The following is a 14,320-nucleotide window of genomic DNA, read 5'->3' as shown; positions in this document are numbered from 1 at the left end:
AAAAATGCAAAAAAGCATCTAATCTTACTTGCTGATTTTGGTAAATTAAAAGTTTTTTTATTATCTTAGCAATAAGAGAATTTGGCAAAGTATAAAATGTTACATCATTATCTAATGATAAATATTTTTCCAGCCACTGATAAACATCACCTCACCCCCTGCAATCAAAATGATGGAACAAGATTTTGAAGACCGCCAAGAAGAGACACTGCATTCAGTGAGGCGTTTTGAGTCTATGCTCAAACGTAGGGAGAATTCTTTCTTCGACCTAGATACCTACGAACAAATCGTAGAGCATTATATGGAAGAAGGCAAGATAGAAGATGCCATGCAAGCCTGTGACATTGCCCTTGAACAATACCCGTATTCATTAGAATTAATGCTCTGTAAAGCAGAGTTGCTAGCTAATCAAGGCAAACATGATGAAGCCTTAGAAATAGTAACACAGGCAGAGATTTTTAACCCTTCTGATAGCGATACCATTTACCTTAAAAGCACCATTCATAATCTGAAAGGTGATTATCAAACTGCGATTGAACTCTTAACTGAGATTCTGGACATTGCCGAAGAACGTGATGAAGTTTATTTTCATATCGGTTTGGCATATCAAAGTTGGGGTAAACATCACAATGCCGTTGCCGCTTTTAAACAAGCGATTGAAGCTAATATAAAAAATGAAAATGCACTTTATGAATTAGCCAACAGTTTAGATGAAATTGGTAAATTAGAGGAATCTCTTCCTTATTACCAACAATTTATTGATACTGACCCTTTTTCAGAAAATGCTTGGTATAATATCGGAATTGCATATTCAAAACTAGCCAAGTTTGAAGAAGCTGCTGATGCTTATGAATATGCTATTGCGATTAATGATAAATTCTCGTCAGCTTATTTCAATTTAGGGAATTCATACATGAATTTGAGTAATTGGGCTAAAGCAGAAGAAAACTATCGTTATTGCCTTGAACACGAAGATATAAGTCCAGAAGTATATTGTTGTTTAGGTGCAAGTATTGAACGCCAAGAACGCTTTTCAGAAGCAATTCATTACTATAAATATGCCATTCAACTCGACCCTGAATGGGATGATGGTTATTTTGGTGTAGGCATTTGCCTTTGCGAAATGAAAAGATGGATGGAAGCAATCCATTTTATCAAAAAAGCCCTGAGTATTGATGATAAAAATGCTTATTATTGGTTAGCAATGGCTGATGCCGAGACAAATTTGGGAAACATTGCCACTGGTATAGAGGCTTATCAAAAATCGGCTGAATTAGAACCTATCAATCCAGAGGCGTGGATTAAATGGTCTGCCATTATTCATGAACAAGGTGATTTTAATCTAGCTTCAGAACTAATGGTTTCAGCGATTGACATCATGCCAGAAGAAGCTGAACTGTATTATCGTGCTTCAATCTATTTAATTAAAGCTGGTAAATTTCAAGAAGCATTTACGTATTTAGAAACAGCTTTGGTATTAAGTTATGAAGGGCACGAATTAATGTTTGAGTACTTTAAAAGCTTAGAAACGCAAAAAACTATCTTTAGAATTATTGAGCAATACAAAAAATAAAGATTCTTTAACCCATAAAAAAAGCGACTTCTTAAATCGAAAGTCGCTTTTTTTATTTTATCATTTTTAACAGAAAAATATCAAAATTATACAGCTTGTTCAGCAGTATCGTGATTTACCATCCATTGAATACCGAATTTATCAATAAACATTCCGAAGTAAGCACCCCAAAAAGTATCTTGTAATGGCATCGTTACTTGTCCGCCAGCCGAAAGTCCGTCAAATAAAGTCGTAGCTTCTTCTTTAGATTCAGCATTGATTGAAATTGAAAAATTACTACCAAAAGTTACTAAGCCATGTGCTTCAGAAGTATCGCTTCCCATTAAAACATAACCATTGCTGATAGGTAAAGTAACGTGCATGATTTTTTCACCATCACTTTCCGACAAAGGTTCTTGTGAAGGAGCATCTTTCATGCGTCCAATGTATGGAAACTCTCCTCCAAATACAGATTTGTAAAAATTAAAAGCTTCTTCGCAGTTGCCATTGAAGACTAAATAAGGGTTAATTGCTGCCATGATTATTTGTTATTAAAGGTTATTTTTCAAGAATTACTTTTAGGTTTGCTAAGCCTTTTTCTAAATCGCCGCCAATCATCGTTTCCATGTCAAAAAACAATAACATCAAATTCATTGGATAGGGAGTATGTCCTTCAAAAGCCCATTTTACTTTAGTTTGTCCAACATCAATAGAATCTGTCGTCATGTAAGAAGGTGCTATTGATTCAAATGGTTTAATAAATCTGATTTCTGTTTCAATTCTTTCGCCATCTATAATTTTTTTGATTTCTTGTTCACCTTGTCCTACGTCTGCACTATCACTTTCCCAAGCCGATACAAAACCTACGGTGGCATCAGTACCTTTAAATTCTTTTTTCATGGCTGGGTCCATTTTTGCCCAAACGCTGTATTCATTTTGATTTTTCAAATACTTAATGTAGTCAAATACTTCTTTTTTAGGTTTATTGATAGAGATTTCTCTTTCTACAACATAATCTTTTTGAGTGAATAATGCTACAAGTAAGAGTACAGCAATGAGGATTGCTAAAGAGAGCAGGATTTTCTTTGCTATTTTCATTTTAGTTAAATTTTGAAGTTTATTATTAAGACAAATTTAAGATAATGCTTTGATTTATAATGGAAAGATTACGGCAATTTCAGGGTGAATTCCGTCAAAATAACATTCTAATAATATTAATAAGGCATTGAAATGGTTAGAATTAGGTGATTAATAAATAGACTTGCTATTTAGCCTTAACATTGATACATTTTTGTAAATTTGTCGATAAATTTTCAAGAAAAGACAAGATGACACAACAAACAGAAAAAGTTTTTTCACCTTATCAGGTTTTTATGATTGCCATTTTGGCATTTATTCAGTTTACGGTGATTCTAGACTTTATGGTATTGTCGCCACTAGGAGCCATTTTAATGCCGACCTTAAAAATAACTACCTCACAATTTGGTTTTGTAGTTTCTGCTTATGCTTTTAGCGCTGGTGCTTCAGGGCTGTTGGCAGCAGGTTTTGCCGATAAATTTGATAGAAAAAAATTCTTATTGTTTTTTTATGTTGGTTTTATCATAGGAACTGCACTTTGTGCGATGGCGTCGAATTACCACTTCTTACTATTTGCGAGAATCTTTACAGGGATTTTCGGGGGAGTAATTGGTTCTGTAGGTTTTGCCATTATTTCCGATATTTTCAAATTAGAAGTACGTGGAAGAGTAATGGGTTTTGTACAAATGGCTTTTGCGGCGAGTCAAGTATTGGGTTTGCCGATTGGACTTTTATTAGCCAATAGCTTTGATTGGCATGCACCTTTTTGGATGATTGTTGGCGTGAGTATCATTGTTGGCATCGTTATTTTTCTTAAAATGAAACCTGTAACAGAGCATTTGAAAATACAAAGTGATTCTAATGCTTTTCAACATCTTGCTAAAACGATTTCAGAACCACATTATCTAAGAGCTTTTATTGGAACGATTTTACTTTCAACAGGTGGATTTATGTTAATGCCTTTTGGAAGTGCTTATGGAACAAATAACCTAGGTTTGAAATTAGAAGAATTACCCATTATGTATGGCGTAACGGGTATATTTTCAATCATTTTTGGACCAATGATTGGTAAATTGAGCGACAAATTGGGCAAATTCAATACTTTTTTCATTGGTTCAATCATCAGTATGATTTTAGTGGGAATCTATACACAATTAGGCATTACGCCACTTTGGGTAATTATTATTCTGAATGTGATACTTTTTACAGGTATTTCTGCTCGTATGATTTCATCTTCTGCTTTGATGACAGCCATTCCTTCGATGAAAGACAGAGGTGCTTTTATGAGTATCAACTCTTCTATTCAACAGATTTCGGGTGGAGTCGCTTCTTTTGTAGCGGGTTTGATTGTCGTACAAAGACCAGATGGTATTTTAGACCATTATGATATGTTGGGATATACCGTAATAGGTTCGATGTTAGTAGCAATTGGTTTAATTTATTGGGTAGATTTATATATCAAAAAACGTGAAGCTAGTAAAAGTTTGGAAGAGTTGAAAGTATAAATTCTCTTTAAAAAGGCAATAAAAAGGATTCACTGTTGGGTGAATCCTTTTTATTATTCAAATCGTAAATGTTTCACAGATTCGCCAGAATTAGCAAGTTCTACTAGTGAATCTATACCAATTTGTAAATGCTTTTCTACGAAATTGGTGGTTACTTTTTTATCACTTTCTTCCGTTTTTACACCTTCGGGTGTCATTGGATTATCCGAAACCAAGAGTAAAGCTCCATGAGGAATTTTATTGGCAAAGCCTGCTGTAAAAATCGTAGCAGTTTCCATATCAATCGCCATTGCTCTAATATCAGTTAAATATTGTTTGAAAGCCTCATCATGTTCCCAAACTCTTCTGTTGGTTGTATAAACTAGACCTGTCCAATAATCTAGTTCATGTTTTTTAATCATAGATGAAACCGAGCGTTGTAAACGGAATGAAGGCAAAGCTGGTACTTCTTTTGGCATATATTCGTCAGAAGTTCCTTCACCACGTACAGCAGCAATTGGTAAAATCAAATCGCCTAAACCAAGGTTTTTTTTCAAACCTCCGCATTTACCTAAGAACAAAACTGCTTTAGGTTCGATAGCCGAAAGTAAATCCATGACAGTAGCCGCCATTGGCGAACCCATTCCGAAATTGATGATTGAAATATTATTAGCAGTAGCACTTTGCATTGGGCGATCTTTCCCTTTAATTTCTACTTCAAATTGTTGGGCAAACATCACGACGTAATTGCTAAAATTTGTCAATAAAATGTATTGTCCGAATTCATTCAGTTGCATTCCCGTGTATCTTGGAAGCCAGTTCTCTACAATGTCTTGTTTTGTTTTCATAATTTTGATTTTAATTTGTGATTGGAAAATGGGCGATTTATATTTTATTTGTAGCTTGATTCTTATCCGAAATTCATCAAATCAAAACTTAATCAAGAGCCTTGGAAAATCTAAATCTCCCACCTTATGACTACAAATTAAGGAAAGTTGATGAAAAAATCTATATTTATGACATCCTTAGACGTAAATATATTGTACTTACTCCCGAAGAATGGGTCAGGCAACATTTTGTACATTTCTTGATAAACCAACATCAATATCCCAAAAGTTTAATAAAATTAGAGAGTTCATTAAAGTATAATACTTTGTTAAAACGCACTGATATTCAAGTTTATGGAAGAGATGGAAAGTTAATGATGATTGTAGAATGTAAAGCGCCTTACATCAAACTTACACAAAATGTTTTTAGCCAAGCTGCGGAATATAACCAAGTACTAAAGGCAGAGTATTTGACCATTACCAATGGAATGGTTTATCATTGTTGTAAAACCAATTGGGAAAATATGCACCTCGAATTTCTAAAAGATTTACCTTTATTTGTCTAAAATTTCATGTTTCAATAATTTCATTCAACCTTTGCATCATTACCTTTGTGAAAAAAATCTTCATCATGCTTCCAAAAATTTCCTTATCCATTTTATTTTTCTTCGTTCTGACGACAGCCTTTGCTCAGAAACCTAAAACCACAACAGCTCAGACAACTTTAGCAAAACCCAAATTAGTAGTTGGTATTGTAGTTGACCAAATGCGTTATGATTATTTGTATCGCTATTACGATAAATATACTTCTGGTGGTTTTAAAAGATTAATGAATGAAGGATTCAATTGTAGAAATAATCATTACGATTATGCTCCAACGGTAACTGCTGCTGGTCACGCAGCGATTTTTACTGGTTCTGTGCCAGCAGTTGATGGTATTATTGGTAACGAATGGTTCGACCAAAAATATAATCGTTCTGTATATTGTGTAGAAGATTCTACCGTAAAAACAGTAGGAGCAAATTCTAAAGCAGGATTGATGTCGCCTAAAAACTTATTAGTTTCAACGATTACAGACCAATTGAAAATTGCAAATGCACATCAATCAAAAACAATTGGAATTGCTTTGAAAGATAGAGGTGCAATTTTACCAGCAGGACATACTGCCAATGGTGCTTATTGGTTTGATTCTAAAGATGGTTCTTGGATTACTTCGTCTTTTTACATGAATGATTTACCACAATGGGTAAAAGATTTTAATGCTAAAAAGATGCCACAAAAATACATGGTTGAAGGTTGGAAAACGCTTTTGCCCATAGAACAATACACAGAAAGCTCAATAGATAATCAGCCTTATGAAAGTAAATTGGCTGGTGAAACAAATCCAGTTTTTCCGCACGAATTAGTGGCTAGAGCAGGCGTAAATTTATTAGAAGTAATCAGAACAACTCCTTTCGGAAATACTTTGACTAAAGATTTTGCTTTGGCAGCTTTAGAAAACGAAAACTTGGGAAAAGGAAGTAAAACAGATTTTTTAACCGTAAGTTTTTCTTCAACCGATTATGTTGGCCATTCGTTTGGACCAAACTCTATTGAAGTAGAAGATACTTATTTGAGATTGGACAAAGACATTGCTGAAATGTTAGCTACTTTGGATAAAACACTTGGTAAAAATAATTATGTAGTATTTTTAAGTGCTGATCATGGTGTAGCTGACATTCCGGGTTTTTGGCAAAATAATAAATTACCAGCAGGTATTTTTGATAGATCTAAAGCTTTAACTGAAATTAAAACAGCCTTGAAATCAGCTTTTGGAGAAGGCGAATTTGTAAGAGCTGAAGATAATTCTCAAATATATTTGAATCATGCTTTGTTAAATGAAAAGAAATTGTCATTTTCACAAGTATATGAAGTAGTCAGAGAGACTTTGTTGCAACACGATGAAGTGGCTGACGTGGTAGATTTACATAATTTAGGAAATACTACTTTACCGAATTATCAATTGAACTTTATCAAAAACGGTTACAATCCTAAAAGAAGTGGTGACATTTCTGTTGTGTTAAATCCAAGTTGGTTTAGTGGCTATAAAACGGGTACAACACATGGCTCACTTTACAGATATGATACTCATGTTCCTTTGTTATTTTTTGGATGGGGGGTAAAAGCTGGAGAAACAACATCAAGAACAAATATCTCTGATATTGCACCAACCGTTGCTGATTTATTGAATATCCTTGAGCCAAATGGTAGTGTTGGAGGAGTAATTTCGGGGGTGAAAAGATAAAAAAAGTTACTATACAAAAAAATGGCACACTTTTAGTTATTTTATTTGGTACAATGTTGATAAAAATAAATTTAATTAACTTAATTTACCATTCTAAATACAAAATACAAATTTTATGAAAATAGCAGTAGTCGGTACTGGATATGTAGGCTTAGTAACAGGAACTTGTTTTGCAGAGACTGGTAATCAAGTAGTTTGCGTTGATATTGATGCAAATAAAGTTGAGAAGATGAAAAATGGTGTCATACCTATTTATGAACCAGGTCTTGATGTTTTATTCAATAGAAATACGGCAGAAGGTCGTCTGAAATTCACGACAGATTTAGCTGAGGGGATTAAAGATGCAAAAGTGATTTTCTTAGCTTTACCAACCCCTCCCGGAGAGGATGGTTCAGCCGATTTAAAATATATTTTGAAGGTTGCCAATGATTTAGGCCCTATCTTAGATCAATATGTAGTAGTAATCGACAAGAGTACAGTACCAGTAGGCACTGCAGAGAAAGTTCATGCTGCCATTGCTAAGAATGCTTCAACAGAATTATTCGATGTAGTATCCAATCCAGAGTTTTTAAGAGAAGGCGTTGCTGTAGATGACTTCATGAAACCAGACCGAGTAGTAATCGGAACAAGTTCAGAGAAAGCAAAAGGAGTAATGACGAAATTATATGCACCATTGGTACGTCAAGGCAATCCAGTTATTTTCATGGACGAACGTTCAGCAGAAATGACTAAATATGCTGCGAATGCTTTCTTGGCAACTAAGATTACTTTCATGAACGAAATTGCTAACCTTTGTGAAATGGTTGGTGCGAATGTAGATGATATTCGTAGAGGGATTGGGACAGATTCACGTATTGGCAAGCGTTTCTTATTTGCAGGAATTGGTTACGGTGGCAGTTGTTTTCCAAAAGACGTTCAAGCATTAGAGAAGACTTCAAAAGATTCTGGCTATGAGTTTCAGATATTGAAAGCAGTAATGACTGTTAATGAAGACCAAAAGACCAAATTAATTCCTCATATCAAAGCCCATTTTGGTGGAGATTTGAAAGGTAAAGTATTTGGTATGTGGGGTTTGGCTTTCAAACCATACACAGATGATATTCGTGAGGCACCAGCTTTGTATAATATCAAAGAATTGTTGGCTGAAGGAGCTATCATCAAAGCTTTTGACCCAGAGGCGATGGAGAACGTTAAGGGAGTGATTGGAGATACAATTACTTATACCAAAGGCCCTTACGAAGCGATTAAAGATGTGGATGCGGTATTGATAATGACAGAATGGCCACAATTCCGTACACCAGAGTTTGAGGTGATGGAAGTATTGTTGAAGAATAAAGTAATCTTTGATGGTCGTAATTTGTATGAATTAGAACAAATGAAGGAATTAGGATATACTTATTATTCAATTGGTAGAGAAACGGTTAAATAATTGTGAGCTTTAAGCTATGAGCTTTGAGCTTTGAGATTAGGGAAATAAATAATAAAAAAGCTGATAGCTCATAGCTTAAAGCTTGCTGCTAAAAATATGAAACGAGTATTAATAACAGGTGGAGCGGGATTTTTAGGTTCTCACCTTTGTGACAGATTTATCAAAGAAGGCTATCATGTGATAGCGATGGATAATTTGATTACTGGTGATTTGAAGAATATCGAACACCTTTTCAAGTTACCCAACTTTGAATTTTATCATCATGATGTATCGAAGTTCATCCATGTACCTGGAGAATTAGATTATATCCTTCATTTTGCATCACCAGCTTCACCAATTGATTATTTGAAGATTCCAATCCAAACCTTAAAAGTTGGTTCATTAGGTATTCATAACTGTTTGGGACTAGCGAGAGTAAAGGGAGCGAGAGTTTTGATTGCATCAACCTCAGAAGTTTATGGAGACCCAACGGTTCATCCACAACCAGAAGAGTATTGGGGAAATGTAAATCCAGTAGGTCCAAGAGGAGTTTATGATGAAGCGAAACGTTTCCAAGAAGCGATGACGATGGCATATCATACTTTCCATGGTTTAGAGACTAGAATTGTACGTATTTTTAATACTTATGGTCCAAGAATGCGACTGAATGATGGTAGAGTATTGCCTGCATTCATCGGTCAAGCTTTAAGAGGCGAAGACTTAACGATGTTTGGTGATGGTTCACAGACAAGAGCATTCTGTTATGTGGATGACTTGGTAGAAGGAATTTATCGTTTATTATTAAGTGATTATGCGCAGCCAGTTAATATTGGTAACCCAGATGAGATAACGATTAAGGAATTTGGGGAAGAGATTATCAAATTGACAGGCACAGACCAAAAGTTGATTTCATTACCCTTACCAACAGATGACCCTAAGCAACGTAAACCAGATATTACGAAGGCGAAGGCGATATTAGGTTGGGAACCGAAAGTGAGTCGTTCAGAAGGCTTGAAGATTACTTATGAATACTTCAAATCCTTATCGAAGGATGAATTATTCAAGATGGCGAATCATAGAGAGTTTGAAAAGAAATAAGGTTTATTTTAGTGTTAAAGTGATTAACAAAATACCCCTGAGATTTGATAAATCTCAGGGGTATTTTGTTAATTCTACTAAAAAATAAAACGATTATGACCGAGAAAGCCTTCAAACAACTTAGTCTATCATTTTATTATTCACTTTTACATTTTTCAAAGTAAAGCCTTTCACTACGCTTTTGTCTATCGAAGCATTTTTACTTTCAACAGTAAAGTTTTCAAAACTGAAGTTTGATAACTTATCATATTCTGAAATAGCTACATCATAGAAAATATCACATTTTACTTCAATGTTTTTAAGGCTCACGTGGTCTGAATACGAAAGTGGCACATCTGTACGTCCTTGTAAATCAAAGAATTGTTTCCAAGGTTTTACATACAATAAACTATGGGCTTGTCCTTTAATATTCTCTAAAGCAATATACTCATAAAGTTGTGGAGTATCTGGTCTCATTTTCAACCACAATATTCTAGTTGCCTCATTAACATTGCAATTACGCATAATAATATTACGATTATGAATAGCCTCGCTACCACAAGTAAGTGCAGAGTGACAAAAGCCAAACTCGCAATCTTCGATGATGATATTAGTGTTGGCACCATTATTGGGAACACGGTCAGCCCAAGGTCCCTTGCCACCTTTCAATGCAATAGCATCATCATTGACCGACATATAACAGCCTTTAATAAGTACATTACTACAAACATCTATATCAATGGCATCTGTACTAGGCGCTTTTACGGGCTTGTATGGTGAGTAAATATGAACATCCAATACTTTCACATTTTTACATTGATAATAATGGCTAGTCCAAAAACCTGAGTTGTGCAACTTTACATCTTGTACTTGTACATTGTTACATTGCCAAATAAATACCAGACGAGGACGAGAAACTTCTAAGTTGGTACAATTAGGATTTTCTTTACGCCTAGCCCAAAATGCTTCCCAATAATGTAATCCGTTGCCATCAATCGTTCCTTTTCCTGAAATCGTAAAACCATCTACTCGGTAGGCATTCACCAAAGCTGTGAAATAATCTAAACTTTGTCCTTCCATACGTGAAGGCATTTTAGGATAGTCCGCAATATTATCTGAACCTTTTAATACTGCTCCTTCAGAAACATACAAATGCGTTTTTGGTTTAAAAAACAAAGCCCCGCTCATAAACTTCCCTTTTGGAATTACGATTACGCCTCCACCCTTTTCAGCCGCTACATCAATAGTTTTTTGGATAAGCGCAGTCTGTACCAACGTGCTGTCTTGTTTAACGCCAAAGTCAGTAATCACGTATGCTTTACCAAGCTGTGCAAGACTTACTTTTTTATTAGTCGTAAACCAGCTAGTTATTGGACTACCATCTGGAAAAGTAGCTTTAGTCGTTTTTTGTGCTACCAATTGGAAACACCCCAAAAGCGAGCATACAAAAATTAGAATCAGTTTTTTCATTTTAAATATTTTGAGAATGAAGATGCAACATGAAATGATTTACTGATTCTTCCTTCCTGTTCTTTAGGGTGTATGGAGAGAAAATTAGTTATTATGAAATCAACTTCAAGAAGTGTAAAGGTTAACGGTGTCTAAAAAAAACTTTTAATAATCCTAAAACAGGTATTTATACGCTAAAAAATGCGGAATAAATTTCTCAAAATTGTTGTATAAAATATTTATTAAACCCTATTAATACTATGCTTACTACCCTTATCAAATTAGGTTCGCAACTCAGCCACAACCGTGGCGAATGGGATGATATTATTGATTATCCAGAACATAATCTATTGAATTTCAAAAATATACATTCATAATGAAGGAAATTACATTTAAGAGGACATCGAATGTATTCCTCAATACAGGAATTATAGCACTGCATGACTATTTAGAACGTTGCGCATCGGGAGAACTTTCACTGAACGGCTATACATTAGAAAATAACGATTTTATTTTAACCAAAGACTCTCTTTCAATTAAACATAATAATCTCTTTCAATTATTGGAGGATGTCTATTATTTGATGGGGAAAGAAGTGTATGATACAAGTGGTAAAAAAGCATTAGAGGTAGTTGATAAATTCTATTTTATCAAAGAACCTTTTGAAGCTATTCCTTTTGCAAAAATGAAAACGTATGGATTGGGTGAACTTATCACAAATGACCCAGCACCTGTAGCAAGTAAAAACGGTATAAAAATAAAATTTGATAAATTATTGACTCAAGATAGGCTTTTTGCTGAACAGATAGCCTTATTTCTTAACCGAAAGGGAAAGAAATTAAAATTTTATTCTGTAATAGATTCTGCAATACAAGAAAATAAAATTATTGATGGTAAAAGAGTAGAAAATTCAGGTGGGGAATCCGAAATATTCATTAATGCTGGTTATACCAAAACACCTGATATAGCTTTTCGGGAAGAGTATTTTAATAGTGGGAATGAATTTTGCTATTTGACAGGTGAAAGTTTTGAACAATTGATAGATGTTCAAAATACATCTCCATTTTTCTCTGGATTATTAAACTTTAATTCCTTTTTAAAAGGGAACGATAAAAAAATTAGCTGGAAAGCAATGTATTTGAGTCGGTTTTCTCCCAAGTATTGCCTTTATATGTATGTTAGCGGACTTGATAGTCTTATTTGTTACCTTTTTGAATCAGGTAGTTTAAAACAACTAAAACAACTACTTAGTGAAAATAGAAGTGTTTTTAAGACAACATTGGAATTATTGGAAGCTAATTATATGTCTAATTTCAAGCTTCATAACTTTAATTTCAAAAAAGATAATGAAAGTCGATTAGCTACAAAAAATGATTTCACGGAACAATCTGAGATTTCTTTTATGCTCATTTATACACTTTATCGCCAAATTTTATTTAACCAAAATATTGAAGATATTAAAGATGAAGATGATGATTTTGATCCTATGGCTGAGTCTTCATTTGAAAAAATACCAGTTTCTCTTTACTCTTTTAAAGCTGATAAATTTGCATCAACTCTTCGCCCTAATTCTTTTGAGCAATTTAACAACTTCAAATACTCTATTAGATTAATCTCTTTTTTGGAAAAGCAAGGAGTGAATTTTCAGCAAGTTCTTGGCAGTCTCAAACTTTTAAAACCATCAGAAAAAAGCTCTAAAAATAGTTACCGTCTTGAACGAAAAATCAGAAATACGGTTCTAAACAAAATATTAAATAAAAAGGCAATTATTGAAGATATTGAAAACTTATTTTACCAGTGTTTTACTCTAACCCTTTCAGGAGAAAATATAGGTTATAAAAATTACAATGCACTTCAAAAGTTAGTAGAATTATACGAACCAATTATTCATTCAAAAGGTAATGCTCAAATGAAAGAAGAAAAAGACAAAATTCAAGAAAAAGCCATCAAGTTTGGTTCGAGTATTGGTATTAGTATCATTAATTATGAAGACGCTAACACAATCTCAGAGAAGCAATCTAATGCAAAGAATGGTCGTGCCTACATTATAGGTTTGCACAAAGCCAGAACATTAGCTCAGTTTACTGAAGCAATTATTAGATTTCAAAAAAAATATGGATTAGTTTTTAGTAGCGAACTACTCAACAATATTGATGATGATAACTTTGAAACAGTTAGACAATTTGCAATTATAAGTGCCTTAAATCAAATAAATTCGATATTAAACTATAAATCTGAATAATAATGAAACCAAATAGCATCACCATTACCTATCTATCTAAAGTATCATTTGCAAGTCTTAATGGTGCTGATAAAGAAGTAGATAATATTAATCCTATTAAAAAAATAACATTAGCGAACGGAGAAGAACTTCCTTATGTTTCGTCACAAGCTTTAAGAAGAGCATTAAGAGATGGTTTGGAAAGCTTAGGTTTCCAATTATCCCCAATACAAGAAGCAAGTGCTAAAAAAGGAGCACCCAAAACAATGATAAAGCCAGTTGAATACATTGATGATGATTTATTTGGCTATATGGATGCTTCTCCATCTAAAGAAGAAAAAGGAAAAGGTACATCAGTCGTAAGAACATCTCCAATTAGAGTAGAGGCTTTGGTAGCCTTGACAGAATACAAAGGAGGATTAGATTATGCTACTAACTTTATGGGGAAAGGATTGAAAACTGAGAAAGGAGATGATATTCAACCTAACATTTTTGAAACAGAAATTCATTCAGGGATTTATAGGGGTTCAATACTAATTGAATTGGATAGAATAGGCTCAGGTCAAGGTTTTGAAAAAGGAGAAATTTCTTTAGAAGAAAAACAAAAGAGAGTTCTTGCTTTCCTTGATACTTTTCGTAACCTCTGGAGTAGTGGAAGACAAAGCCGTTTTTTAGCAGATATTTCTCCGAAATTTATTGCAGCAGCATACATGAAGGTAAAAAATCCAATATTCTTAGAAGCTGTCAATGTTGATAAAAATGGAAAGGTCAATGTTGATACTTTAGAATCCGTTATTACAGATTATGATAAGTATATTGAATCACACGTATTTGCTGGACAAAAAGCAGTTTTTACATTAGCAGATGAAACGGAAAGTTTAAAGCAAGGATTTGAAAAGATTGAATCTTGGGTAAAAGATTACTATAAAGAATCATAAAAC

Annotated in this window: 12 protein-coding genes; 8 read left to right on the top strand and 4 right to left on the bottom strand. The window is 33.9% G+C overall.

The window, feature by feature from the left end; all coding sequences use genetic code 11:
* Positions 1-169: 169 nt before the first annotated feature.
* Positions 170-1,573, top strand: coding sequence for a tetratricopeptide repeat protein (locus VB798_RS20205; protein WP_323689051.1), 1,404 nt, complete (start codon positions 170-172; stop codon positions 1,571-1,573).
* Positions 1,574-1,659: 86 nt separating this feature from the next.
* Here VB798_RS20205 and VB798_RS20200 read toward each other — a convergent pair whose 3' ends face one another.
* Both VB798_RS20200 and VB798_RS20195 read right to left on the bottom strand, forming a co-directional pair.
* On the bottom strand, positions 1,660-2,091 hold the full coding sequence (locus VB798_RS20200; protein WP_323689050.1) for a VOC family protein: 432 nt from the start codon (positions 2,089-2,091) through the stop codon (positions 1,660-1,662).
* 19 nt (positions 2,092-2,110) lie between these two features.
* Entirely contained in the window at positions 2,111-2,650 is a 540-nt protein-coding gene (locus tag VB798_RS20195) for an SRPBCC family protein (RefSeq protein WP_323689049.1), read from the bottom strand.
* A 230-nt stretch (positions 2,651-2,880) separates the two neighbouring features.
* On the opposite strand from VB798_RS20195, the gene VB798_RS20190 reads away from it, so the two are divergent.
* Positions 2,881-4,134 (top strand): MFS transporter, encoded by a 1,254-nt coding sequence (locus VB798_RS20190; protein ID WP_323689048.1) that lies wholly within the window; start codon positions 2,881-2,883, stop codon positions 4,132-4,134.
* 53 nt (positions 4,135-4,187) lie between these two features.
* Here the strand turns inward: VB798_RS20190 and VB798_RS20185 are convergent, their stop codons facing one another.
* Complete coding sequence (locus VB798_RS20185) at positions 4,188-4,961, bottom strand: AMP nucleosidase (RefSeq protein WP_323689047.1); 774 nt, start codon at positions 4,959-4,961, stop codon at positions 4,188-4,190.
* A gap of 101 nt (positions 4,962-5,062) precedes the next feature.
* Here VB798_RS20185 and VB798_RS20180 point away from each other — a divergent pair, with 101 nt between their 5' ends.
* The 4 genes from VB798_RS20180 (at position 5,063) to VB798_RS20165 (ending at position 9,730) form a co-directional block, all read left to right on the top strand.
* Positions 5,063-5,506 (top strand): type I restriction enzyme HsdR N-terminal domain-containing protein, encoded by a 444-nt coding sequence (locus tag VB798_RS20180; protein ID WP_323689046.1) that lies wholly within the window; start codon positions 5,063-5,065, stop codon positions 5,504-5,506.
* Positions 5,507-5,571: 65 nt separating this feature from the next.
* A complete protein-coding gene (gene pafA / locus VB798_RS20175; RefSeq protein WP_323689045.1) occupies positions 5,572-7,224 on the top strand; it encodes an alkaline phosphatase PafA in 1,653 nt (550 codons plus the stop codon).
* Between the two features lie 115 nt (positions 7,225-7,339).
* Positions 7,340-8,653 (top strand): UDP-glucose dehydrogenase family protein, encoded by a 1,314-nt coding sequence (locus VB798_RS20170; RefSeq protein WP_323689044.1) that lies wholly within the window; start codon positions 7,340-7,342, stop codon positions 8,651-8,653.
* A 96-nt stretch (positions 8,654-8,749) separates the two neighbouring features.
* Complete coding sequence (locus tag VB798_RS20165) at positions 8,750-9,730, top strand: UDP-glucuronic acid decarboxylase family protein (RefSeq protein ID WP_323689043.1); 981 nt, start codon at positions 8,750-8,752, stop codon at positions 9,728-9,730.
* Between the two features lie 120 nt (positions 9,731-9,850).
* Here the strand turns inward: VB798_RS20165 and VB798_RS20160 are convergent, their stop codons facing one another.
* Positions 9,851-11,179, bottom strand: a complete 1,329-nt coding sequence (locus tag VB798_RS20160; RefSeq protein WP_323689042.1) for a rhamnogalacturonidase — start codon at positions 11,177-11,179, stop codon at positions 9,851-9,853.
* Between the two features lie 355 nt (positions 11,180-11,534).
* On the opposite strand from VB798_RS20160, the gene VB798_RS20155 reads away from it, so the two are divergent.
* Complete coding sequence (locus VB798_RS20155) at positions 11,535-13,400, top strand: hypothetical protein (protein ID WP_323689041.1); 1,866 nt, start codon at positions 11,535-11,537, stop codon at positions 13,398-13,400.
* A gap of 2 nt (positions 13,401-13,402) precedes the next feature.
* A complete protein-coding gene (gene cas7i / locus VB798_RS20150) occupies positions 13,403-14,317 on the top strand; it encodes a type I-B CRISPR-associated protein Cas7/Cst2/DevR (protein WP_323689040.1) in 915 nt (304 codons plus the stop codon).
* Positions 14,318-14,320: the final 3 nt, after the last annotated feature.

It is taken from the genome of Arcicella lustrica, assembly GCF_034930985.1.
GTDB lineage: Bacteria > Bacteroidota > Bacteroidia > Cytophagales > Spirosomataceae > Arcicella > Arcicella lustrica.
The sequence above is the reverse complement of the archived record's forward strand: the minus strand, read 5'-3'. Positions and strand labels throughout refer to the sequence as shown.

Bases quoted from the DNA above. Each gene is read 5' to 3' on its own strand.
- VB798_RS20205 (WP_323689051.1), top strand. From the start codon at position 170: ATGATGGAACAAGATTTTGAAGACCGCCAAGAAGAGACACTGCATTCA.
- VB798_RS20200 (WP_323689050.1), bottom strand. From the start codon at position 2,091: ATGGCAGCAATTAACCCTTATTTAGTCTTCAATGGCAACTGCGAAGAA.
- VB798_RS20195 (WP_323689049.1), bottom strand. From the start codon at position 2,650: ATGAAAATAGCAAAGAAAATCCTGCTCTCTTTAGCAATCCTCATTGCT.
- VB798_RS20190 (WP_323689048.1), top strand. From the start codon at position 2,881: ATGACACAACAAACAGAAAAAGTTTTTTCACCTTATCAGGTTTTTATG.
- VB798_RS20185 (WP_323689047.1), bottom strand. From the start codon at position 4,961: ATGAAAACAAAACAAGACATTGTAGAGAACTGGCTTCCAAGATACACG.
- pafA (WP_323689045.1), top strand. From the start codon at position 5,572: ATGCTTCCAAAAATTTCCTTATCCATTTTATTTTTCTTCGTTCTGACG.
- VB798_RS20170 (WP_323689044.1), top strand. From the start codon at position 7,340: ATGAAAATAGCAGTAGTCGGTACTGGATATGTAGGCTTAGTAACAGGA.
- VB798_RS20165 (WP_323689043.1), top strand. From the start codon at position 8,750: ATGAAACGAGTATTAATAACAGGTGGAGCGGGATTTTTAGGTTCTCAC.
- VB798_RS20160 (WP_323689042.1), bottom strand. From the start codon at position 11,179: ATGAAAAAACTGATTCTAATTTTTGTATGCTCGCTTTTGGGGTGTTTC.
- VB798_RS20155 (WP_323689041.1), top strand. From the start codon at position 11,535: ATGAAGGAAATTACATTTAAGAGGACATCGAATGTATTCCTCAATACA.
- cas7i (WP_323689040.1), top strand. From the start codon at position 13,403: ATGAAACCAAATAGCATCACCATTACCTATCTATCTAAAGTATCATTT.